Genomic DNA, 23667 nt, shown 5'->3' with positions numbered 1-23667 from the left:
CCTCTGGAGCTCGGCCGTGACGGTCACGGCTCGGCGTGTTAATGCCCGCAAACAACTGGATTAAAACCGCATTGCCCGGCATGTTCGGGCTATTGGGCCGAACCGGCCGGCGTCTGAGCCAATTGCTTGAGGAGCGCCGAGCAGAACGCGGAAAGGTCTTTGGGTGAGCGGCTGGTGATTATGTTGCCATCGACGACGACCTCTTCGTCGACCACACGAGCGCCCGCATTGCGCAGGTCGGTACGGATACTCGGGTAGGAGGTCATCTTTCGCCCCGCCACCACGCCGGCCTCCACTAATGTCCACGGGCCGTGACAGATTGCGGCGACCGGCTTTCCGGAATCGACGAAATCACGCACGAACGAAACGGCGGTGTCGTCCAGGCGTAGTTTGTCCGGATTAACCGTGCCACCGGGCAATACCAGTCCGTCGTAGTCGGCAACCGACGCTTCCGAGACCGGCCGGTCGACCGTGAACTGTCCGGCGGGCTCCAGATCGTGGTTTCGTGCCTCTATTTCCCCGGCTTTCAGTGACAGCAGCTCGACTCGCGCACCGGCGTCCTGCAGCGCGTCACGTGGCTGCTCGAGTTCTACTTTCTCAACGCCGTCGGCAGCCAAGATCGCAATATTCTTGCCGTCCAATTTGTTTGACATCCGTCCAGCTCCTTTACGGGTTGAGGACAACCTTGGTGCAGCTGTCCTGCTTGTGCTTGAAGATCTCGTAGCCGCGGGGCGCCTGATCGAGATTCAGGTGGTGGCTGATGATCATGGTCGGGTCGATCTCACCGTTGCGGATCCGCTCGAGCAGTGGGCGCATGTAACGCTGCACATGGCACTGGCCGGTCTTGATGGTCAGCGATCGGTTCATCACCGCACCGATCGGAAACTTGTCCATCATGCCGCCGTAGACGCCGACGATCGAGATGGTGCCACCATTGCGGCAACTCATTGCAGCTTCCCGAAGTGCATGCGGGCGTTCGGTTTCCAGACGCATCGCCTGTTTGACCCGGTCGTAGGCGTCCACCACGGTGGTGCTGTTGCGAGCCTCCATGCCGACCGCGTCTATGCAGTGGTCCGGACCGCGCCCGGCAGTCATATCCTGTAGCTCGCCCAACACCGACGTTTCCTCGAAGTTCAGCGGCGTGGCGCCCAGTCGTTGAGCCAACTCAAGGCGATACGGCACGCGGTCGATGGCGATGACTTGGGAAGCACCCAGCAAAAGGGCACTGATCATGGCGAATAGGCCTACCGGCCCGGCACCCCACACCGCGACCACATCACCATGTTTGATGTCGCACATCTCGGCACCCATATAGCCGGTCGGCAGGATGTCGGATAGGAACAGCACCTGGTCGTCGGTGAGATCGTCGGTGACCTTGAGCGGCCCGATGTCGGCGAATGGCACTCGAGCGTATTCGGCTTGACCGCCGGCGAATCCGCCTAGCATGTGCGAGTAGCCGAATAGACCTGCCGGTGAATGGCCCATCAGTTTTTCCGCGATTCCGGCGTTGGGGTTGGAGTTCTCGCACAGCGAATAGAGGTCGCGGTCGCACGCCGAGCACGCCCCACAGGCGATCGGAAACGGGACCACGACACGATCGCCGACGGCAAGGTTGTCTACGCCCTTGCCGACTTCCACCACCTCACCCATGAATTCGTGCCCCAGCACGTCACCGTGCTTGACGGTGGGAATGTAGCCGTCGTAGAGGTGCAGATCGGATCCGCAGATTGCGGTCGAGGTGACCCGCACGATCGCGTCACGGTCGTTCAGGATCTTTGGATCCGGAACCGTTTGCACCTCAACGCTATTGCGCCCTGCCCAGACTGTGGCCTTCATGCTATGCCCCCTTGCTAACCGGCTGGGCGGTCTGCTGATGCATCTGGCGGAAGGAGACCGGTCCTTCCGGTGATCCGTCCGAGCGCAGTACCTGCCCTGTCTCCAAGATTTGCTTGAACCGCCGGAGGTCGTCGTTGACTTGCTGATCGGGCGATTCGCCGAACAGGGTCGCGACCGCCTTTCCGATGGCACCGCCGGGCATTTCATAGGCGATGGTGACCCGAACTTCGGTACCCTTGCCGGAGTTGTCAGGAGTGAATTCCACGCTGCCACTGTTCGAGATTCCGGAGCCCGGAACCGATTGCCAGGCGATGCGTTTGCCCGGCTGGTCTTCGACGATCTCGGCGTCCCACTGCACGGGCTGTCCAATTGGGGCGTTGGCGATCCAGTGGGACCGACCGGTTTCGTCGGTGGTGACCGCTTTGAGGTGGTACATGAATTCCGGCAGGTTTTCCAAATTGCGCCAGAAGCCGTAAACGTATTCCGGCGAACGCTGTACGGTTACCGCCGCGCGAACGGTTCGATGTTTGTGCTCTCCGCTGTGACGTGCGTGTTCGGTGCGGGTGGTGCGCAGAGCGGCATACAGATCGGCTGCACCGATCACCGAGAGTGCCGCGGCGGATGCGATGCCGCGCCGTCGCCGGCCCGGGCCCCGGCGCGCCACGCCTGCGGCCAGGACCGCGATATCCAGCACATCACCGGCCACCCGGGTCCACACCAGCTTCTCCGATCCGAGCAAAAGTGCTGCGGCGTGGCCGCATTCGCGCAATCCCAGGGCTCGGATGACGGTCCGTGACCGCTGCGTCTCGTCCACCCCGGCGAGTGCTGCCACTTTCCCGGGCGCCAGCACTTCGGACAGGCCGAGGCCCAAACTGGCCGCCCCGAGTCCCTTGACCAAGGACGCGGTTGTAGTTGCTGCAGAATCATTCATCGCCAAACTCCTCGCACTGCCAGACGGCAGATTCCTGCGGTCGATGCTTACCGACCCATACCCGCGCGACAGTCACCCAAACTCGTTGGCGATCAATTAGCTGCGGCGCGCAACGCCTCCAGCAAGGGTTCTGCGGCTTCCTTCAAGAACCGTTCCTGGGACTGGCCACCAATCTGAATCAGCGCGATATCGGTGAACCCTCCCTCCCAGAACGGCCGTACCGCCTCCACGATCGCGTCCAGGTCCGGCCCGCACGGGATGCTGTCCGCCACATCTTCGGGCCGCACGAATTGGGTGGCGCCCGCGAATCCGGCTGGGGTGGGAAGGTCGGCATTGACCGTCCAGCCGCCGGCGAACCAGCGGAACTGGTCGTGCGCACGCGCAATCGCGGCGTCCCGATCGGGGTCCCAGCACACCGGAATCTGTCCGATCACCCGACCGGCGCCCGGCCAGCCGCCCACTTGGCGAGCGGCGTGCCATGCGTCGACCAACCCCTTGTCGGGTTCGACGGCGACGAGATGATCCGCGAGTTTGCCGAGCTTTTCGACTCCCTTGTCGCCTGACATGGCCACCGCGATGCCAGGGGGTACCTCTGGCGCGTCCCAGAGGCGCGCGGAGTCCACCTGAAAGTATTCACCGCTCCAGTTCACCAGTTCGCCGCCGAACAGGTCGCGGATGATTTTGATGGCCTCGCGCAGCATGTCCTGGCGGCGCTCGATGGTGGGCCAGCCTTTGCCGACGACATGTTCGTTGAGATTTTCGCCGCTGCCCACTCCGAGGGTGAACCGGCCGTCGGAGAGGATCTGCACGGTGGCGGCCTGCTGCGCCACGATCGCGGGGTGATAGCGCATCGTGGGACAGGTGACGTAGGAGTAGAGGTCGACCCGTTCGGTGGCGTGCGCGACCGCGCCCAACACCGCCCAAGCATTGGGGGCGTGTCCTTGCGACGCCAGCCACGGTGAAAAGTGGTCGCTACAGACCTCGAAATCGAATCCCCGCTGCTCGGCCGAAACGGCATCGCGCACAAGCTCTTTGGGGCCGGTCTGTTCAGTCATCAGGGTATAGCCAAACCTCGCCATACCGGACGGGTACCCGGACACTGGAAGCGCAAACGGTACTCGGTAGCACCGCCACTAGAACGGTGGTGGGTCGTCGTCTGGGTGGGGTGGGGTTTTGCCGTTGTGGTGGTCGTAGGTGGTTCGGCGGGCTTGGCGGGTGTGGTGGTTGTGTCGGCGTTCGGTGTTGATGCGGTGGGCGCGGTCTTGGGCGCGGGTGCGGTGGCGTTTGGGCATCATCGCGGTGCGCTGGTCGCAATACTCTTGCCGCGTCCGGGTTTGCGGGGTGGGCATGCCGAGGGTGGGCCGGCACAGGCTGGGGAACAGCAGCGCGCTGGCGGGGGTGGTGATGTAGGTGTGTCCGTCGGGGTGGGTCCAGATCACGGTGCCGTCGGCGAGTTGGCGATCGGTCCAGCCCCAGAACGTTTTGATCAGGTGATGCCAGCGGCATAGGCATTTCAGGTTCGCGGCGTGGGTGGGCCCGCCGTCGGCGTAGGGGATGGTGTGGTCGACGTCGCAGTGGGTGGCGGGGGCATCACAGCCGGGGAAGCGGCAGGTCAGATCGCGGCATTTGACGAACTCGCTCAACGCTGCCGAGGGCCGATAGCGCGGTTCGGGCGCAGCATTGCCGGGGTGGGTCAGCGGGACGAGTTTGGCGGTCAACGCCAGCTCGGTGAGCAGTTCGGAGGTGATCACCCCATCGGCGCACCACCGGCTGGCGGGGGCGTCGCTGGTGCCATCGAGGGTGGCCTGCTCGGCGATGACGTGGATGGTGACCGCGGTGGCGTCCGGGCGGGCACCGGTCGCACAGTCCGGGCGTCCGCAGCGACACCCCAGCCTCTTGGCGCCGGCGGCCAGAGCGCCAGCGGCATCGGCGCGGCGCTGGGCCGGGGTGCGGGGGTCATGACGGCACACGGTGGCCGCCAAGGCATTGAGGCGTTGATCCAGGGCGCGGGCGTCCACTGGGTTCAGGGTGCCCTCGATGTAGGACACCCCGCCATCAGGGTGGTCCCAGATACTGATTTCGCGATCGGTGTGGCGTTGGCGTCGTTGCCGGACCGCATCGGCGTCGATGCGGGCCACGACCGCATCGACCTTGCCCGCCAGCCGGCTCTTGGTCAGCGAGGGCCAACGCCCCACATTATCGGCGATCCGCCCATCCACGGTCGCCAAGACCTTCGGGTCAGTGATCAGCATGGTGCGTGCGGCGATGATTCGAAACGACCCGTAATCCATTTCACCGGCGATGAACACCTGCGCGGTCAGCGGCAACCGTTCGCGCATCACCCGGGCATCCTCGATCCGGTACAACCCCGCCCGCTGACTGATCCGCAACGCCGCCGCGACCTCGGCGGCCACGGCCTCCATGGTGTCCACACACCAGCCCTCGGTATCCGAACACCGCGACAACCGGTAAGCGAACAACTGCCCGATCGCCACCAACTGCGCCGCCGCCGCTCGATTCTCCACCCGCCACGACCCGGTCACCTGCTCAAGCAAGCCCAGGGACTCAGGGGTCGTCGAGGGATAGCGGCGCTCCCAATACTCCTCCTCAACCGCCAACGCCGCCGCCGAGGGCAGCCGACCCGTCGGCCGATCCCCAGACCCTTCACCCTCGAACATGCGTTCGATTATGCCAGCGGGGTCTGACAATCAGAGTCGGTCTTTGACCGCCGCGGAAAGTCGGGACCCGTCGGCCTTGCCTTCGGCGATACCCGTCGCCACCTTCATGACCTGGCCCATCTGTTTCATGGTTGGTCGGTGCCCGAGCGATTCGGCGACCTGGGCAATCGCGGTTTCGACGACGTCGACCACCTCCGCGTCGGTCAGCGGGGTGGGCAGGTAGTCATCGATGATTCGCGCTTCTGCATGCTCGTTGGCGGCAAGTTCGCCGCGGCCGTTCTGTGTGTAGATCTCTGCCGCTTCGCCCCGTTTGCGTGACTCCCTGGCCAGTACCTTGAGTACCTCGTCGTCGGAAAGCTCTCTGGCCTCCTTGCCCGAGACCTCTTCGGTCTGAATCGCGGCCAGCAGCATGCGCAGTGTTGCCGTCCGCAGCTTGTCTTGTGCCTTCATCGCCTCGGTCAGATCTGCCCGGAGCCGGGATTTGAGTTCCGCCATTCCAGAGACGCTACGCGCCGCTACCCTCGGCGAATGCACGCCTGAGGCGCCAGCGGAACTTAGATTGAGAATTGCATCGACCGCCGACAGGATGGACCCCATGACATACGACGACAGCGGCTACCTCAGGTGAGCACGCTGCCGCCTTATTCGGGCGACCCGGCGCCTGGCACGGAGGCAACCGAGCCACCTCCGGCATACAGCCCGCCCCCCGCATACGGTCCACCGCCGGCGTACGCTCCGCCTCCCACATACAGCGCCCCTCCCGGCTACGCTCCACCGCCGGGCTACGGCCCACCGCCGGGATACGGCCCACCGCCGGGCTACGGCCCCCCGCCGAGCTACGGCCCACCGCCGGGCTACGGCCCCCGCCGAGCTACGGTCCACCGCCGAGCTACGGTCCACCGCCGGGCTACGGTCCCCCGCCGAGCTACGGCCCCCAGCCGGGTCCCGGTTACGGAGCCGCGCCGTTCGGTCCGCCCCTCATTCCGGGCGCGGTCAAGCCCGGCATCATCCCCCTGCGACCGCTGACCCTCAGCGACATCTTCAACGGTGCCGTCGGCTACATCCGCGCCAACCCGAAGCCGACGTTGGGTCTGACCACCATGGTTGTGGTCGTCATGCAAGTCATCTCGTTGCTCGCGACGATCGGACCACTGACCGCCATCGGCCGGCTGAACTCTGGCGACTCTCCGGCCGATACAGAGGCCAGCCTCGGCGCTTTGGGCGCCTGGACCGCGTCGCTGGCCGGCAGCGCGTTGGTGGGTTGGCTGGGCGGCATGCTACTCAGCGGAATGCTCACCGTCGTGGTCGGACGCGCGGTGTTCGGATCGCCGATCACCATCAGAGAAGCATGGGCGAAGGTTCGCGGCCGGTTGCTCGCGCTGTTCGGCCTGGCACTGCTGGAAGCGGTCGGGATCGCGGTGGTTGTCGGGTTGGTCGTGGTGATCCTGGTCGGTGTCGCGGCTGCCGCCAATGCGGCCGCCGCGGTCCTGCTTGGCCTGCCGCTACTGCTCCTGGTGCTGCTCTTGCTGGCCTATGCCTACACCGTGCTGTTGTTTGCACCGGTGCTGATCGTGCTGGAGAGATTACCGGTTTTCGATGCGATCACCCGTTCTTTCGCTTTGGTACGCAACGGCTTTTGGCGGGTGCTGGGCATCCGGTTACTGGCGGCGCTGGTGGTCGGGATCGTCGGCGGCGCGATTTCGGCTCCCTTCAGTGTGGTCGGCGAGATTCTGTTGATGGGCTCCTCGAGCACCACGACACTGCTCGTCGGTACCACGCTGTCGTCCATCGGCGGTGCCGTCAGCCAGATCGTCACCGCGCCTTTCGTCGCCGGTGTGGTGGTGCTGCTGTACACCGACCGCAGAATCCGGGCCGAGGCGTTCGATCTGGTGTTGCAGACCGGCGCGCAGGGCGGACCCGCCGCGGTCGAATCCACCGACAACCTATGGCTCACCAGGCCCTTCTGAAGAGCTGACCGTGCCCTCCATCGACATCGACCGTGACGCCGCGCATGAGGCGGCCCAGCGCGAACTGAACAAACCGATCTATCCCAAACCATCGGTGACCGACGCGATCTTGGACAAGATCAACGAGTTCCTGATGCGGCTGTTGGGCAAGACCTCTCACATACACGGCGGCTGGTTCACCGTCACTGTAATGCTGATCCTGGTGGTGATTGCCGTCATCGTCGCGGTCCATGTCGCCCGCCGTACCATGCGCACCAACCGCGGCGGTGATTACGAACTGTTCGACGTCGGCCAGCTCACCGCGGCCCAACACCGGGCCACGGCGGAAAGCTTTGCCGCCGAAGGTAACTGGTCGGCAGCGATCCGGCACCGGCTCCGCGCGGTGGCGCGGGAACTCGAAGAGACCGGCGTGCTCGCACCCGTGCCGGGCCGAACCGCAAACGAGTTGGCCAACGACGCGGGACAGGCGCTTCCGCATTTGGCCGGTGAGTTGGCGCAGGCGGCAACAGCTTTCAACGACGTCACCTATGGGGAGCGGCCCGGCACCCAAGCCGCGTACCAGATGATCGCCGACCTCGATGACCACCTGCGCTCACGCGCCACCGGTACCGCGCCGGTGGGACATGCCGTGGTGCCGAACTCCTGGGCGCAGGTTCGGTGACGACCACCCGTCCGGCCACCGAACAGTTGCGGCAGCGACGCCCCTGGCGTGGGGTGCTGCTCGCGCTGGCCGCCCTCGCCGTCGTCGCCTCCATCACCACATATCTGACCGCGCCACGACCCGGCGGCACGATGGATCCCGAAGCCACCAGCCCATCCGGGGCCCACGCGCTGGTGACGCTGCTCCGCGAGGGCGGCGTCGAGGTGGTGGTGGCCAACAACGTCGCCGACGTCGAGAGCGCCGCGCGTCCGGACACCCTGTTGCTGATGGCGCAAACCCAATACCTCACCGACAACATGCTGTTGGGGCGACTGGCCGACGTCCCCGGTGACCTGTTGCTGGTGGATCCCACCACCCGCGCCCGCACGGCGCTGACGCCGAAGCTACGGGTCGGCGCTGCTGACGAGTTCAGCAACGAGCCGAATTGCCCACTGCCGCAGGCCAACCGGGCTGGGTCGGTGAATTTCGGACCGACGGACGCCTACCGGGCCAAGCGAGATCTGGACCTGGTCAGTTGTTACGGCGGCGCCCTGGTCAGCTACCGCGATCAGGGGCGTACCGTCACCGTGATCGGCAGCAGCCACTTCATGACCAACGACGGGCTCCTGGAAGAAGGCAATGCCGCGCTCGCGATGAACCTCGCGGGTGCCCGGCCCCGGGTCATCTGGTACGCACCGCAGCGGGTCGAGGGGCACAGCACCCCGCACGGGTCCATCTTCGACTTGATCCCGGAGAACGTGACGTGGATCGTCTGGCAGCTCTGGCTGGTGGTGGTCCTGGTGGCGCTGTGGAAGGGCCGGCGCCTCGGCCCGCTGGTGGCCGAAGAACTACCGGTCGTGGTTCGTGCCTCGGAGACGGTAGAAGGCCGCGGCCGCCTCTACCGGTCTCGCCGGGCCCGCGATCGTGCCGCGGAGGCATTGCGGACGGCGACGCTGCAACGGCTGCTACCCCGGCTCGGCCTCGGCCCAAGTGCCGCACCACCGGCAGTGGTGTTGACGGTCGCCGAGCGCTGCGGGGCCAACCCGGACCTCGTTCAATACCACTTGTTCGGTCCACCGCCGGCGAATGACGGCGACCTACTGCAGCTAGCCCGTGCGCTCGACGACATTGAAAGGCAGGTCACCCACTCGTGACACAGTCCACCGCCCCGACCGCTGACACCGCTCGTGCGGCATTGTTGGAGCTGCGCACCGAGATCGCCAAAGCCGTTGTCGGACAGGAGGGAGTGATCAGCGGTCTGGTGATCGCGCTGCTGTGCCGTGGCCATGTGCTGCTGGAAGGTGTTCCCGGCGTTGCGAAGACACTGATGGTGCGCGCCTTGGCCGCCGCCTTGCAACTCGAGTTCAAGCGCGTGCAGTTCACCCCGGACCTGATGCCCGGCGATGTCACCGGATCGCTGGTCTATGACACCCACACCGCTGAGTTCGCTTTCCGGCCCGGCCCGGTGTTCACCAACTTGCTGTTGGCCGATGAGATCAACCGGACGCCACCGAAGACGCAAGCCGCATTGCTCGAGGCGATGGAGGAGCGCCAGGTCAGCGTAGACGGAGAACCGAAACTTTTGCCGGACCCGTTCATCGTCGCCGCGACGCAGAACCCCATCGAGTACGAAGGCACCTACCAGCTGCCCGAAGCCAACTCGACCGCTTTCTGCTCAAGCTGAATGTGACGCTGCCCCCGCGCGACGCCGAGATCGCGATCCTCGGACGGCACGCTCACGGTTTCGATCCGCGGGACCTCTCCGCGATCAAGCCGATTGCCGGACCGGCAGAGCTGGGGGCCGGACGGGAGGCGGTGCGTCAGGTCCTGATCGGCGACGAAGTGCTGGGCTACATCGTCGACATCGTCGGCGCCACGCGTTCCTCTCCCGCTCTGCAGCTTGGTGTTTCGCCACGCGGCGCGACCGCGCTGCTGGGCACCGCCCGGTCCTGGGCCTGGCTGTCCGGACGCAACTACGTCACCCCGGACGACGTCAAGGCGATGGCCCGTCCGACCCTGCGGCACCGCATCATGCTGCGCCCGGAGGCGGAGCTCGAGGGTGCCACACCCGACGGCGTCCTGGACGGAATCCTGGCTTCGGTCCCGGTGCCCCGCTAGTGATCCTCACTGGACGCACGGGGCTGCTGGCGCTGATCTGCGTCCTGCCGATCGCGGTATCACCCTGGCCTGCACGGGCTTTCGGGATCCTGCTAATGGTGCTGGCCACCTTGGTGGTCGTCGACGTGATGCTGGCCGCCAGCCCCCGCCGCCTTCGCTTCACCCGTTCGCCGGACACGTCGGCCCGGCTGGGCCAGCCGGTGACGGCAGGCCTGTTCATCCAGAATGACGGACGGCGCCGGTTCCGGGGCCGGCTTCGCGACGCCTGGCCGCCCAGCGCGCGCGCCGAACCACGCACCCAGCCACTGTCTTTGGCCGCCGGTCAGCGCCAGCAGCTCGAGACCCGGCTGCGACCGGTGCGACGGGGCGACCAGTGCGCTGCCGCGGTCACGGCTCGCTCAATCGGCCCGATGGGCTTGGCGGGACGGCAGAGTTCACGGACGGTGCCTGGGCAGGTGCGGGTCTTGCCACCGTTCTTGTCGCGCAAGCACCTGCCGTCTCGGTTGGCCAAGTTGCGGGAGATCGACGGGCTGCTGCCGACGCTGATCCGGGGACAGGGAACCGAATTCGACTCGCTGCGTGAGTATGTCGTGGGCGACGACGTCCGGTCGATCGATTGGCGGGCGAGCGCACGACGCACCGACGTCATGGTTCGCACCTGGCGGCCCGAACGTGACCGGCGCGTCGTCATCGTGCTGGACACCGGACGCATGGCAGCCGGACGAGTCGGCGTCGATCCCACGGCGGCCGATCCCGCCGGCTGGCCCCGGCTGGACTGGGCGATGGACGCGGCACTGTTGTTAGCGGCGTTGGCCTCACGCGCCGGTGACCATGTCGACTTCCTGGCCCACGATCGCGTGAGCCGGGCCGCGGTGTTCGGTGCGTCGCGCACCGAGCTGCTCGCGCAACTGGTCGATGCGATGGCTCCGCTGCAACCAGCACTCGTCGAATCCGATTGGCGCGCAATGGTTGCGGCCATTCTGCGGCGCACCCGCCGACGGTCGCTGGTGGTGTTGCTGACGGATCTGAACGCCACCGCGCTGGATGAGGGATTGCTACCGATGCTGCCTCAGCTGTCCGCCAAGCACCATGTACTGGTCGCCGCGGTGGCCGACCCGCGGGTGGATCAACTGGCGGCCGGCCGGTCGGACGCCGCCGCCGTGTATGACGCGGCGGCGGCCGAACGCGCGCGCAACGAGCGGCGGGCTATCGCCTCCCGGCTACGGCGCAGCGGGGTGGAAGTCGTCGACGCTCCCCCCACCGAAATCGCGCCCGGCCTCGCCGACCGCTACCTGGCGATGAAGGCCACCGGTCAGCTCTAGCGCGCTCTCTTGGGTCGCCGCATTGCTCGACGAGCGTGAATCCTACGACGTTCACGCGGCGTGTCGCGTCGTGAGATTCACGCTCGTCGGGGTTAGCCGGTCGGCACGACGTCGGGCGCGTCCTCGATGTCCCCGGTCTCGCCGGCGGCGACAGCCTTGCGACCGAAGTACACGACGTAGCTCAGGAACGCCGCCTCGGCCAGGACACCGATACCGATACGGGCAAACGTCGGCAGCGGCGAGGGCGTCACCATGGCTTCGATCAGGCCCGCCACGAGCAGCACGCCCACCAGTCCCACGGCGACCGACACCACCCCGCGGCCCTGTTCGGCCAGCACCTGCCCCCGTGGCCGGTCACCCGGCGAGATCACCGACCAGCCCAGCCGCATCCCGGTTGCAGCGGCGAGGAACACCGCCGTCAGCTCCAGCAGGCCATGCGGTAGCAGCAGACCCAGCAGCAGGCCTCCCTTGCCCGCCTGGAACATCAGGCCCGCGATCACCCCTACGTTGGCGGCGTTCTGGAAGAGCACGAAGGGAATCGGCAGCCCCAGTAGGACGGACATCGCGATGCACTTGGCCGCCACCCATGAGTTGTTCACCCACACCTGCAACGCGAACGCCGCCGCAGGGTGCTCGCTGTAGTAGGACTCGACGTCATGGTTCACCAGTTCGTCGATGTCCGCCGGTGTGCCGATGACCGACTGCACCTCGGGGCTGCCGGCAACCCAGAACGCCATGACCACCACGACGGCAAGAAACGCCAGCGCCGTGGCCAGCCACCAACGCCAGGTGCGGTAAGCGACGACCGGGAACGACACCGTCCAGAACCGCACGAACGTACTGGTGAGCGGGGCATGCGCGCCGGTCACCGCGGAGCGCGCGCGGGCGACCAGGCTCGACAGCCGACCGGTCACCTGCGAGTCGGACGACACCGACCGCAACATAGACAGGTGGGTGGACACGCGCTGGTAAAGCTCGACGAGTTCATCGATTTCGGCACCCGTGAGCGAACGGCGCCTCTTGATCAACTGGTCGAGCCGGTCCCAAGTGCTGCGGTGGGTCAGCAGGAACGCGTCGACGTCCACCATCGCAGCCTACCCAGCGGCAACCCGGCGGCAGTGGCTGTACCGTTCGGGAGTATGTCCGAGGTGGTAACCGGGGACGCCGTCGTGCTCGACGTCCAGATCGCCCAGCTGCCGGTGCGTGCGCTGAGCGCGATCATCGACCTCGCCGTCATTTTCATCGGCTACTTCCTCGGACTGATGCTGGGGGCGGCCACACTGTCTCAGTTCGACGAGGCCTTGACGGTCGCGTTCGTGATCATCTTCACGGTGCTGGCCATAGTCGGCTATCCGATCGCCATCGAGACCGCGACCCGAGGCCGTTCGCTGGGCAAGATGGTGATGGGGCTGCGGGTGGTGAGCGACGACGGTGGCCCAGAACGCTTCCGCCAGGCGGTATTTCGCGCGCTCGCCTCGGTGGTGGAGATCTGGATGCTGCTCGGCAGCCCGGCCGTGATCTGTAGTGTGCTGTCGCCGAAGGCAAAGCGGGTGGGTGACATTTTCGCCGGCACGGTCGTGGTCAGCGAGCGCGGACCCCGATTGACGCCGCCGCCGATGATGCCGCCGCCATTGGCGGGGTGGGCGTCGTCGCTGCAACTATCCGGGCTTTCCGCCGGGCAGGCCGAGGTTGCCCGCCAATTCCTCTCTCGGGCAATGCAACTCGATCCCGCGCTGCGAGACCAGATGGCTTACCGCATCGCCAATGATGTGGTGTCCCGCATCGCGCCCCCACCGCCGCCCGGGGTGCCGCCCCAGCTGGTTCTGGCCGCGGTGCTGGCTGAACGACACCGCCGCGAACTCGCCCGGCTCCACGCCAGCATTCCCCCGCAGCCCGGACCGCCGGCCCCGAGTTGGCCACCGGGCCCCCACCGGGGCCCCGCTCGGCGGGGCCGCCGCCGTCGTCGCCGGCTCACGCAGCGGAACCGGAGCCGAACCGGCCCCCAGACCCCGGCGGATTCGCACCGCCGAGTTGATCACTGCGCGACGCTTGCCGCCAGAATCGCGACGTCGCCGATCAGCAGGGCCAATCCGGCCAGCGGCACCAGGAAGCCGGTGCGCCGCTTTGCGGTGAAGACCGAGGTGACGATCACCAGCAGCGCGACTAACGGCGGGCCGTAGAACAAGACGTCGAAATTGATCCCGCCACCGAGCTTGGGGCACCGCTGTTGCGTACATGAATCGGTGCTCATCACAGCTCCGAGCGCGAACAACATCACGATGGCGGCCCCCGGAACGGTCAGCAGTGCCAGCACCCAATTGACCCGGGCCCGCGCCTTCGCACCGTCGTCGCCGCTCGAGTCTGGGCCGCTACCAGGACCGGAGGCCATGGTCAGGTCGCGGTTGTTGCCGTTCATGCGTCAGGTGCTACCCGGCGCCAGGGGGTTGCAAACGAATAGACGCACGCCATATCGTTGCATCACGTTCGTTCGCGATATATCGTGATATGTAGCGATACACCAACAAGCTAAAGGAAACAGACATGAACACCCCTTTCGGTCCTTTTAGTCCCCTTGACGGACCATCGATCCCACGACCCGGATTCGGTTTCGGCCCTCCCGGCTTCGGCGGCGGAGTCCGGCCCGGACCGGCTCAGCGCCGCGCGCTGCATGGCGCCCGGCGTGCGGCCCGGCGCGAATTCTTCGAACAGCTCCGCGACCACGCCAACGACCATGACGGACCCCTGGGCTTCGGCCCCGGTTTCGGACCGGGCTTCGGGCCGGGGTTCGGCCCCGGCTTCGGCTTCGGTCCGGGCGGCCGGCGCGGCGGACGCCGAGGCGGCCGCGGTCGGCGCGGCGACGTCCGAGCGGCCATCCTGACGCTGCTCAACGAGCGGCCCATGCATGGTTACGAGATGATCCAGGAAATCGCCGAGCGCAGCAACGGCCTATGGAAGCCGAGCCCCGGGTCGGTCTATCCGACGCTGCAACTACTCGCCGACGAGGGCCTGATCACGGCCAACGACAGCGACGGCAGCAAGAAGCTGTTCGAGCTGACCGACGATGGACGTGCCGCCGCCGAACAGCTGTCCACCCCACCCTGGGAGGAGATCGCCGAGGGAGTGGACCCAGGCCACATCAGCCTGCGGACAGCCGCCCGCCAACTGTTCGGGGCGGTCGCGCAGTCCGCGCACGCCGCCAGTTCCGAGCAACAGCAGCGCATCACCGACGTGCTCAACAACGCGCGCCGCGAGATCTACGGGATCCTCGGCGAGGACTGAGCACCCGCTACCGGAACTCCCCGCGAGCGTGCACAGATGTCCCGCGACACGCCGTCGCACCCGACATTCTGTGCACGCTCGGGGCCCGGAAGCCTAGGACACGTCGACCCAGTCCAGGGTCCGCTGCACCGCCTTGCGCCAACCCGCGTACCCCTCCGCACGTTGGTCGTCGTCCCAGTCCGGCGTCCAACGCTTGTCTTCGTGCCAGTTCTCGCGCAGGTCGTCTGGGCCACCCCAGAACCCAACAGCCAAACCGGCCGCGTAGGCAGCCCCCAGCGCGGTCGTCTCGGCCACCACCGGCCGCACCACGTCGACGCCCAGCACATCGGCCTGAATCTGCATGCACAGGTCATTGCCGGTGATGCCGCCGTCGACCTTCAGCACTTCCAGGCGCACACCGGAATCGGCTTCCATGGCATCGACCACGTCGCGACTCTGGTAGCAGATCGCCTCGAGCGTGGCGCGGGCCAAATGGGCATTGGTGTTGAACCGCGACAGACCGACGATCGCTCCTCGAGCGTCCGAGCGCCAGTACGGCGCGAAGAGCCCGGAGAATGCCGGCACGAAATACACGCCGCCGTTGTCGGCTACCTGTCTGGCCAACGACTCGCTTTGCGCGGCGCCGCTGATGATGCCCAGTTGATCGCGGAGCCACTGCACGGCCGAGCCGGTCACCGCGATCGAGCCCTCCAGGGCGTAGACGGGTTTGGCATCGCCGAACTGGTAGCAGACGGTGGTCAGGAGACCGTTGTCGGACCGCACGATCGTCTCGCCGGTATTCAGCAACAGGAAGTTGCCGGTGCCGTAGGTGTTCTTCGCCTCGCCCGCGTCCAGACAGACCTGTCCCACCATCGCTGCGTGCTGGTCCCCGAGCACCCCGGTGATCGGGATCTCGCCGCCGACGGGACCGGCGTCCGACGTGACGCCATAGGGCTGCACCGGCGAGGACGGCTCAATAGTGGGCAGCATTGCCCGCGGAATGGAGAACAACGACAGCAGTTCGTCGTCCCAGTCCAGCGTCTCCAGGTTCATCAGCATCGTGCGGCTGGCGTTGGTCACGTCGGTGACGTGCACGCCGCCGCGCGCGCCGCCAGTGAGATTCCACAGCACCCAACTGTCCGCGGTGCCGAACAGGGCGTCACCGCGCTCAGCGTCGGCGCGCACCCCGTCGACGTTGTCCAGGATCCACTGCAACTTGCCACCGGAGAAGTAGGTGGCCGGCGGTAGGCCCGCCTTGCGGCGGATGATGTCGCCGCGACCGTCCCGGTCCAGCGCTGACGCGATGCGGTCGGTGCGGGTGTCCTGCCAGACGATCGCGTTGTAGTAGGGCCGCCCGGTGTGTTTGTTCCACACCAGCGTCGTCTCGCGCTGGTTGGTGATGCCCAGGGCGGCAATGTCTTTCGCGGAGATGTTGCTGGCGTTCAGCACCGACATGAGCACCGAGACCGTGCGCTCCCAGATTTCCACCGGATTGTGTTCGACCCAGCCGGCGCGAGGCAGGATCTGGTCGTGCTCGAGTTGATGACGAGCCACCTCGGCGCCGTCATGATCGAAGATCATGCAGCGGGTGCTGGTGGTGCCCTGGTCGATAGCGGCAACGAATTCAGCCAACTGGTCTCCTAGGGGCGACGACGGACACTGCTTGTAATCGTCCATGATTGCCTACGTGAGCGTTGACATCGAGAGCATGCCGCGTGGCGGTCCGCACGCGTCGTGGCTGGACCGCCGGCTGGAGACCGACCGTCCGGAATACATCGACCGTGACGACGTGGATTCCAAAAAGCGCGCCGCGATCCGCTCCCTGGACCGGGTGGGCAGGGTGTTCGGCCTGCACAAGACGATCGCCCGCATCGTGCTCGACGAGGTGGCCGACGTGCCCGAGCCCAGGATCCTGGAACTCGGATCCGGGCACGGCGGGCTGGCGCGAGCATTGCTCGAAATGCATCACAGCGCGCACGTGACGGTCTCCGACGTGGACGCCGCACTGATCGCCGCGATCGGCAACGGCGACCTGGGTTCGCATCCCCGCGCGCTGATCCGTCAACTCGATGCCACTGCCATCGACTGCCCCGACGGTAGTTACGATCTCGCGGTTTTCGCGCTGTCCTTCCACCATCTGCCACCCGCATTGGCGTCGAGGGTGTTCAGCGAAGGCACCCGGGTGGCGGACAAGCTGGTGATCATCGATCTGCCGCGGCCCCCGTCGATGTTGCATCTGCTGCGGCTGGCTCACATGCTGCCGCTGGCGATGTTCCCTATGCCCCATGACGGGATCATCAGCTCGCTGCGGGCCTACAGTCGCTCGGCGTTGCTGGCGCTGGCCGAGCATGCCGACCCGAGGATCAGCGTCGAGCTGCGCGGCGGCACGGTGTTCAACAGGTCGCTGCGGCCGTTGCCCCAGATCGTGGTGGCAAGCTTGCGCGGCGCGCGGTAAACCTGTTGCATCGGTGCTGTGGGCGAAGAAGTCAAGCGCACCACGTATAACCGCACACACCGGCGGGAGTACCGGCGCAAAGTGCAGTTGTGCTTGGACGTCTTCGAGACGATGCTGACCCAAACCCGCTTCGACTCCGAGCGGCCGCTCACCGGCATGGAGATCGAGTGCAACCTGGTCGACGCCGATTACCAGCCCGCGATGTCCAACCGGTTTGTGCTCGATGCCATCGGCGACCCGGCCTACCAAACCGAATTGGGCGCCTACAACATCGAATTCAATGTCCCGCCGCGCCCGCTGCCCGGCCACACCGGCCTGGACCTGGAAAAGGACGTGCGGGCCAGTCTGAACGACGCGGAACTCAAGGCGAATTCCAGCGGCTCACACATAGTGATGATCGGCATTCTGCCCACGCTGATGCCCGAGCACCTCACCGAGGGCTGGATGAGCGAATCCACCCGGTACACCGCCTTGAACGACTCGATTTTCAACGCCCGTGGTGAGGACATCTCGATCAACATCTCCGGTCCGGAACCGCTGAGCTGGCAGGCCCCTTCGATCGCACCCGAATCCGCTTGCACCAGCATGCAATTGCATCTCCAGTTGGCGCCGGACGACTTCGCCGCCAACTGGAACGCCGCCCAGGCACTCGCTGGACCGCAGCTGGCGCTGGCCGCGAATTCGCCCTATTTCTTCGGCCACCAGCTGTGGTCGGAGACCCGTATCGAGTTGTTCGCGCAATCTACCGACACCCGGCCCGAGGAGCTGAAGACACAGGGGGTACGACCCCGAGTTTGGTTCGGCGAGCGCTGGATCACCTCGGTGGTCGATCTGTTCAAGGAGAACGTCCGCTACTTCCCGTCTCTACTGCCCGAGCTTTCCGACGAGGATCCCGCAGCCGAATTGGCCGCCGGTCGCGCCCCTGCGCTAGCCGAGCTGCGCCTACACAACGGCACGGTGTACCGCTGGAACCGGCCGGTCTATGACGTCGTTGACGGGCGCCCGCACCTGCGTCTGGAGAACCGGGTATTGCCGGCCGGGCCGAGTGTCATTGACATGCTGGCAAATTCGGCGTTCTACTACGGCATGCTGCGGACCCTGTCCGAAGCCGAGCATCCGGTGTGGTCGCAGATGAGTTTCCCGGTGGCACAACGTAATTTCCTCGAAGCGGCGCAGCACGGTATCGATGCGCGATTGCACTGGCCGGGCGTCGGCGAGATCAGCACGCAGCGACTGGTTTTGGAAACATTGCTGCCGATGGCTTACGAGGGACTACAGCGATGGGGTGTCGCCGGTGAAGTGCGCGACCGCTTCCTGGGCGTGATCGAAGGTCGGGCCAAGGCGGGTCGCAACGGTGCAACCTGGCAGGTGGCCACCGTTGCGGCGCTCGAGAAGGCCGGCCTGTCCCGGCCGCGTGCGCTGGCCGAAATGCTGCGCCGGTACTGCGGGCACATGCACGCCAACGAGCCGGTGCACACCTGGGAGGTCTAGAAGTTATCCGCGAGCTGGGTCAACCGGACACTGTTGCCGGACGGGTCGCGGAATCCGCAGTCGATGCCGTAGGGCATCTCGTGCGGTTCTTCGGTGAACTCCACGCCGCGGGACTTCATCGCCGCATAGGTTGCGTGGCAGTCCTGGGTGGTCAGGAACACCGTGCCGGCGAAACCTTTCGCCATCAGTTCGGCAACCTGCTTGCGGGTCACCTCGTCCATGACTGGCTGACCCGGGATCGCCATCAGCACGATGGACACATCGTCTTGGCCGGGAGGCCCGACGGTGAGCCACCGGAAGTCCGACTCCGGCAGCGAAACATCCTGCCGCACTTCCATACCCACCTGATCGGTCCAGAACTTCAACGCGACTTCCTGGTCGTGCACCCACAGATGTGCACTCGCGATTCTCATCATGGGCATCACGCTACGGTCCGGCGTGTCCGTCCGTCTTCTCCCCGTGTGCTGTCTTGGTGCGGCTGTCGGCCGGCGGGCGAGTGTCCCGGGCCAGGATGCAGCTTGGCACTCGGGCGTGCACCGACGCCGGCGGGATACTGGCCCGGTAGGCCGCGGGCGGTAAGCCGTACACCCGCGCGAAACTGGTGGTGAATGAGCCGACGCTGCGCAGACCAACCATGACGGCGATGTCGGCGACCGATCGGTCGGTGTAGCGCAGTAGTGCGGCGGCGCGTTCGAGTCGACGCGTCTGAAGGTAGGAGCGAGGCGATTCCCCGAATGTGCGGGTGAACATCCGGCTGAAGTGCGCCCGTGACAGACCCGCGGCCGCGGCCAGGTCGTCTACCGTGATCGGATCGGCGTAGCGGGAGTCGACGAAGTCCTTTGCCCGGAGCAGGTAGCGGGCCGGCGGAAGCTGCGCCATGGGTTCCAGTATGCGGCGCGCGTACCTTGGGTCGCATGGCTTCTGAGGTGATGGATTGGGACGACGCGTATCGACAGAACGTCTTCCAAGGGCCGCCGCCGTGGAACATCGGTGAACCGCAGCCTGAGCTGGCCGCCTTGATCGCTGCCGGCAAGGTCCGCAGCGACGTGTTGGACGCCGGGTGCGGTTACGCCGAGCTGTCGCTAACGCTGGCGGCACAGGGCTACACGGTCCTTGGCGTCGACATCACACCGACGGCGGTCGCGGCGGCCACCGAGGCCGCCCGGCAGCGGGGCTTGTCGACCGCGAGCTTTCAACAGGCCGACATCACCGCGTTCAGCGGCCACGATGGTCGCTTCTCGACCGTGATCGACAGCACGCTGTTTCATTCGCTGCCGATCGAGGGCCGCGACGGCTACCTGCGCTCGGTGTTCGACGCGGCTGCCCCGGGTGCCAACTACTTCGTATTGGTTTTCGCCAAAGGCGCTTTCCCAGCCGAGCTGGAACCCAAGCCCAACGAAGTCGACGAGGACGAGTTGAGGGACGCGGTCAGCAAGTACTGGGTGGTCGACGAGATCCGGCCGGCCTTCATCCACGCCAACGCACCCGCGACGCCGCCGCCGATGCCCGGTCCGCCGATCGAGTTTCCCGAGCATGACCGCGATGAGAAAGGCCGGGTCAAGATGCCCGCCTATCTGCTCACGGCGCACAAAGCGGATCAGTAGTTCTGCACGAAGATGCCGGCCAGGTTTGAACCGATGTTCTGCAGGCCCGACAAGAAGCTGCTGACACTAGGCGGCAGCGACCCGATGTTGAACAAGCCCGATACGGCGCCGCCCAGGCTCGACAGCCCGGACGAGCCTTCGCCGAAGACGTTGTAGCCCGAAACGCCGGTGACCCCCAGCGGATTACCGGTGAAGAAGCCCGACACATTCGACCCGTTGTTGAAGAAGCCCGACGCGTTGGTGCCGCCGGTGTTGAAGAAGCCCGATGAGGTGAACAGGTCATCGACCGTGTTTCCGAAGCCGGGTGCGGGCGGAATCTGCAACTCGAAGAGCTTCTGGGCGGACAGGACGATCGGCGGAATGTGAAGTGCCGGCAGGTCGAAGGCGCCGACATTGATGGGCGGAATGCCGATCGTGGGCAGCTGGAACGCCTCGGAGAAGAGCTGGGGGAGGTTGAACTCGCCGACCGCGATATTCGGGATTCCGATTGTAGGCAGATCGAAGGCCGACGAAATGACCTGCGGCAGGTCGAACGCACCGACCGAAATCTGCGGAATGCCCAACTCCGGCAGGAAGAACGGCGACGAGGTGAGTTGCGGCAGGAGGAACTCTCCGATTCCGATGGGCGGGATCGTGATCGCCGGCGTGGTGAACTCGGGCCAACTGATCTGCGGCAGGTCGAACTCGGCCACCGTGATCGGCGGAATGGTCAACGCCGGTGTCTCGAACTCGGGCCAGCCGACCACCGGCAGGTCGAAGGAGCCCAGGTCGATCGGCGGGATGGTCAACGCCGGTGTCTCGAACTCGGGCCAACCAATCTGCGGCAGGTTGAAGGAGCCGATGCCCACGGACGGGATTGACACCGCCGGGGTGCTGAACTGTTGCCAGCCGATCGGGGGCAGGGTGAAGGAGTTGATACCAATCGGCGGCACCGTTATCGACGGGATGTTGAAGCCCGACAACGTCACTGACGGGAACACGTAGGGGCCGCCATTGTTGCTGATGGTGAGCGTCGGCAGCGTCATCGCACCGATCTGGATGCTGGGGAAGTTGAACTGTTCGATGTAACCCTGGGTGGTGAAGCCGAGCGAAATCGCATTGATGTTGAACGAACCCAGTTGTATCCGGTAGGTCGGTGCAACGATATTGCTGGTGTCCAGCGTGATCAGCGTCTGGTCGCCGCCCGGCACAGAGATATTCGGGAACTGTATCCGCGGAATATTGATTTGCGGAACGGTGACGGAAGGCAAGGACCACCCGGTGATTTCGACCAATGGCGTCTGGAACTTGGGAATGGTGATTGTGGGGGTGTTTATCGACGGTACGGCTATGGTTGGTGTCTGCAATTGCGGCGTGTTGAACCCGCCGACAGTTATGGGCGGAGTCTGGTACGTAGGCACTGTAATGGCCGGGATGCTGATATTGGGCAAACCGAAGGCGCCGATATTGATATTCGCCGGTGTGGTGTACGCCGGAATGGTGATCGCCGGGATGCCGATCGACGGCAGGCTGAAGCTACCGATATTGACGTTCGCCGGCGTCTGATACGCCGGAATTGTGATGGCCGGGATACCGATCTGCGGCAGATCGAAGCCACCGATCGTCAGGGGCGGCGTCGTGTAGGCCGGAATGGTGATGCCCGGGATGCTGATCTCGGGCAGGTTGAACGGGCTCAGCCGGGCGAAGTCCGGCGACGTGAATTCACCGATCGAGATCGGCGGTATGCCGAGGGCTGGCAGCAGGAAGTCGGAGATCGATACCGACTCCGGGGATGTGAATGGTCCGATGTTGATCGGCGGGATGCTGATCGTGGGAAGCAGGAATGCCGTCAGCCGGGCAATTGGTGATTCGAAGGGTCCGATGTCGATCGGCGGGACGAAGATCTGCGGCAGGTCGAATGCTGCCACGTTAATCGGGGGTATGTCGACCGCGGGAAGGGTGATGTCAGGGGTGGTGAACGCGATGTAGATGCCACCCTGTCGCTCCCCGGTCCAACCGAAGCCGTTGTTCAGGTTGCCCGAATTCCAGGATCCGGTGTTGTAGTCGCCCCAGTTGGCAAAGCCGGTATTGGTGTTGCCGATATTAAAGCTGCCGGTGTTGTACGAACCAGGGTTTATGTCACCAGTGTTGTAGTCGCCGGCATTAAGCGAGCCGGTGTTGCCAACGCCGGCGTTGAGGTTTCCCGTATTAAAGGAGCCCGGGTTGAAGAACCCGGTGTTCGCGATGCCCGAGTTGCCGATGCCGGTATTAAAGCTACCGGAGTTGAACAGCCCGAAGTTTCCGTTACCCGAGTTGAAGAACCCGACATTCCCGTTTCCGGAGTTGAACAACCCGATATTGCCACTGCCGGAATTCAATACGATGCCGATTTGGTTGTTTCCGGTCAGACCGATACCGATGTTGTTGTTGCCAGTGTTACCGAAGCCGATGTTGAAACTGCCGGTGTTAGCGAAGCCCTGGTTGCCTGAGCCGAAGTTGCCAAGACCGAGGTTGGCGTTGCCCAGGTTGGAAAAGCCGATGTTCCAACTACCCAGGTTGCCCGACCCGATGTTGGAGTTGCCCAGATTCCCATCGCCTCTGTTGCCGTAACCGAAGTTGCCGAAGCCGAAGTTGCCGCCACCGTTGTTCGCGAAACCGAGCGACGTTTGCAGGGTCTCCGCGGCGGCCGGTGCGGCGGCGGCGGCCGCAGCCGACCCGGCTGACAGCTGGCCCGGCAGACCGGCCAAAGCTTTCAGCGGTTGCGTGAATGGTGCGAGGGCGGCAGCGATGGTTGACGCGCTCGTGTAGTACTCGAACATGGCGGCCACGTCCCGCGCCCACATCAGCTCATAGTCGGCCTCGACGGCGAAAATCGCCGGAGCGTTGAATCCGAAAAGGTTGGACCGGACAAGCGACAGCAGCACATTACGATTGGCCGCGACCTCACCGGGATGGACGATCGCAGCCCGTACTGCGTCGAACGTGCTCGCCATGTTTCGCGCCTGCGAAGCCGCCTGCTCTGCTTGGGCGGTGACCGCGCGGAGCCAACCGGCGTACGGGGCGGCGACGGCCGCCATCGCCTGGGATGCGGCGCCTTGCCAAGATGCGGTCGCAAGGCCGGAGGTTATCGACCCGAATGAGTTGGCTGCCACGGACAGTTCACTGGCTAGTCCGTCCCAGGCCGCGGCGGCGCCCAACATCGGCGCAGAGCCCGCTCCAGCGAAGATCCGAAGCGAGTTGATCTCCGGCGGCAACACTGAGAAATTCATCTTTGCGACCCTTCCGACAGCTCATCTTCGAGCAGTTCGCAGCGGGAGTGCCTAGGTGCGTGCCCCCGCCACTTCATACGCGTACCGAGCGAAGTTACTCCACACGCGCGCAATATGCA

General features: G+C 65.5%; 19 protein-coding genes and 3 pseudogenes. 10 read left to right on the top strand and 12 right to left on the bottom strand.

Going from position 1 to position 23667, the window contains the following annotated elements; translation table 11 throughout:
• Window positions 1–89: 89 nt before the first annotated feature.
• The 6 genes from BN972_RS22810 to BN972_RS22785 form a co-directional block, all read right to left on the bottom strand.
• Complete coding sequence (locus BN972_RS22810; RefSeq protein ID WP_036362814.1) at window positions 90–653, bottom strand: type 1 glutamine amidotransferase domain-containing protein; 564 nt, start codon at window positions 651–653, stop codon at window positions 90–92.
• A gap of 13 nt (window positions 654–666) precedes the next feature.
• Complete coding sequence (locus tag BN972_RS22805; RefSeq protein WP_036362811.1) at window positions 667–1836, bottom strand: zinc-dependent alcohol dehydrogenase; 1170 nt, start codon at window positions 1834–1836, stop codon at window positions 667–669.
• Between the two features lies 1 nt (window position 1837).
• Window positions 1838–2767 carry an SRPBCC family protein gene (locus BN972_RS22800; protein WP_036362808.1) on the bottom strand — a complete coding sequence of 310 codons (930 nt, stop codon included), beginning with the start codon at window positions 2765–2767 and terminating at the stop codon, window positions 1838–1840.
• Window positions 2768–2859: 92 nt separating this feature from the next.
• Window positions 2860–3846 (bottom strand): LLM class F420-dependent oxidoreductase, encoded by a 987-nt coding sequence (locus BN972_RS22795; protein ID WP_036362806.1) that lies wholly within the window; start codon window positions 3844–3846, stop codon window positions 2860–2862.
• 54 nt (window positions 3847–3900) lie between these two features.
• Window positions 3901–5445 carry an HNH endonuclease signature motif containing protein gene (locus BN972_RS22790; RefSeq protein ID WP_036362803.1) on the bottom strand — a complete coding sequence of 515 codons (1545 nt, stop codon included), beginning with the start codon at window positions 5443–5445 and terminating at the stop codon, window positions 3901–3903.
• A 30-nt stretch (window positions 5446–5475) separates the two neighbouring features.
• On the bottom strand, window positions 5476–5940 hold the full coding sequence (locus tag BN972_RS22785) for a GatB/YqeY domain-containing protein (protein WP_036362801.1): 465 nt from the start codon (window positions 5938–5940) through the stop codon (window positions 5476–5478).
• A gap of 63 nt (window positions 5941–6003) precedes the next feature.
• On the opposite strand from BN972_RS22785, the pseudogene BN972_RS22780 reads away from it, so the two are divergent.
• From BN972_RS22780 to BN972_RS22760, 5 genes and pseudogenes are all read left to right on the top strand, one after another.
• Window positions 6004–7412, top strand: a pseudogene (locus tag BN972_RS22780) (hypothetical protein).
• A gap of 10 nt (window positions 7413–7422) precedes the next feature.
• The gene (locus tag BN972_RS22775) at window positions 7423–8073 is read left to right on the top strand and encodes a DUF4129 domain-containing protein (protein ID WP_036362798.1); all 651 of its coding nucleotides are present in this window, start codon (window positions 7423–7425) and stop codon (window positions 8071–8073) included.
• Window positions 8055–9206 (top strand): DUF4350 domain-containing protein, encoded by a 1152-nt coding sequence (locus BN972_RS22770; protein ID WP_051545729.1) that lies wholly within the window; start codon window positions 8055–8057, stop codon window positions 9204–9206. Before BN972_RS22775 ends, BN972_RS22770 begins: the two co-directional genes overlap by 19 nt.
• Window positions 9203–10170 (top strand): annotated as a pseudogene (locus tag BN972_RS22765) (AAA family ATPase). The gene BN972_RS22770 and the pseudogene BN972_RS22765 overlap by 4 nt, the downstream one beginning before the upstream one ends.
• Complete coding sequence (locus BN972_RS22760) at window positions 10170–11492, top strand: DUF58 domain-containing protein (RefSeq protein ID WP_036362792.1); 1323 nt, start codon at window positions 10170–10172, stop codon at window positions 11490–11492. The pseudogene BN972_RS22765 and the gene BN972_RS22760 overlap by 1 nt, the downstream one beginning before the upstream one ends.
• Before the next feature lie 92 nt (window positions 11493–11584).
• Here the strand turns inward: BN972_RS22760 and BN972_RS22755 are convergent, their stop codons facing one another.
• Window positions 11585–12577, bottom strand: a complete 993-nt coding sequence (locus tag BN972_RS22755; RefSeq protein WP_036363772.1) for a stage II sporulation protein M — start codon at window positions 12575–12577, stop codon at window positions 11585–11587.
• 54 nt (window positions 12578–12631) lie between these two features.
• On the opposite strand from BN972_RS22755, the pseudogene BN972_RS22750 reads away from it, so the two are divergent.
• Window positions 12632–13527, top strand: a pseudogene (locus BN972_RS22750) (RDD family protein).
• Here BN972_RS22750 and BN972_RS22745 read toward each other — a convergent pair.
• Window positions 13528–13908: a hypothetical protein gene (locus tag BN972_RS22745; RefSeq protein ID WP_036362788.1), complete on the bottom strand. Its 381-nt coding sequence runs from the start codon at window positions 13906–13908 to the stop codon at window positions 13528–13530.
• A 125-nt stretch (window positions 13909–14033) separates the two neighbouring features.
• On the opposite strand from BN972_RS22745, the gene BN972_RS22740 reads away from it, so the two are divergent.
• Complete coding sequence (locus BN972_RS22740) at window positions 14034–14771, top strand: PadR family transcriptional regulator (RefSeq protein WP_036362785.1); 738 nt, start codon at window positions 14034–14036, stop codon at window positions 14769–14771.
• A 93-nt stretch (window positions 14772–14864) separates the two neighbouring features.
• Here BN972_RS22740 and glpK read toward each other — a convergent pair whose 3' ends face one another.
• Entirely contained in the window at window positions 14865–16427 is a 1563-nt protein-coding gene (glpK, locus tag BN972_RS22735) for a glycerol kinase GlpK (RefSeq protein WP_051545728.1), read from the bottom strand.
• Between glpK and BN972_RS22730 the strand changes: the two genes are divergently transcribed.
• Entirely contained in the window at window positions 16426–17205 is a 780-nt protein-coding gene (locus BN972_RS22730; RefSeq protein ID WP_036362783.1) for a class I SAM-dependent methyltransferase, read from the top strand. The genes glpK and BN972_RS22730 overlap by 2 nt on opposite strands.
• 18 nt (window positions 17206–17223) lie before the next feature.
• Window positions 17224–18696 (top strand): hypothetical protein, encoded by a 1473-nt coding sequence (locus BN972_RS22725; protein WP_036362781.1) that lies wholly within the window; start codon window positions 17224–17226, stop codon window positions 18694–18696.
• Here BN972_RS22725 and BN972_RS22720 read toward each other — a convergent pair.
• Together BN972_RS22720 and BN972_RS22715 are read right to left on the bottom strand one after the other, a co-directional pair.
• A complete protein-coding gene (locus tag BN972_RS22720; RefSeq protein WP_036363765.1) occupies window positions 18693–19112 on the bottom strand; it encodes a VOC family protein in 420 nt (139 codons plus the stop codon). The two genes, BN972_RS22725 and BN972_RS22720, sit on opposite strands and share 4 nt — an antisense overlap.
• A gap of 10 nt (window positions 19113–19122) precedes the next feature.
• Entirely contained in the window at window positions 19123–19575 is a 453-nt protein-coding gene (locus BN972_RS22715; protein ID WP_036362778.1) for a helix-turn-helix transcriptional regulator, read from the bottom strand.
• Between the two features lie 35 nt (window positions 19576–19610).
• Between BN972_RS22715 and BN972_RS22710 the strand changes: the two genes are divergently transcribed.
• Window positions 19611–20300 (top strand): class I SAM-dependent methyltransferase, encoded by a 690-nt coding sequence (locus BN972_RS22710; protein WP_036362774.1) that lies wholly within the window; start codon window positions 19611–19613, stop codon window positions 20298–20300.
• On the opposite strand, the gene BN972_RS22705 is transcribed toward BN972_RS22710, so the two are convergent.
• The gene (locus BN972_RS22705; RefSeq protein ID WP_036362771.1) at window positions 20294–23548 is read right to left on the bottom strand and encodes a PPE family protein; all 3255 of its coding nucleotides are present in this window, start codon (window positions 23546–23548) and stop codon (window positions 20294–20296) included. The genes BN972_RS22710 and BN972_RS22705 overlap by 7 nt on opposite strands.
• Between the last annotated feature and the right edge of the window lie 119 nt (window positions 23549–23667).

The organism is Mycobacterium asiaticum DSM 44297 (assembly GCF_000613245.1).
Taxonomy (GTDB): domain Bacteria; phylum Actinomycetota; class Actinomycetes; order Mycobacteriales; family Mycobacteriaceae; genus Mycobacterium; species Mycobacterium asiaticum.
This window is presented reverse-complemented; position numbering and strand designations above follow the sequence as displayed.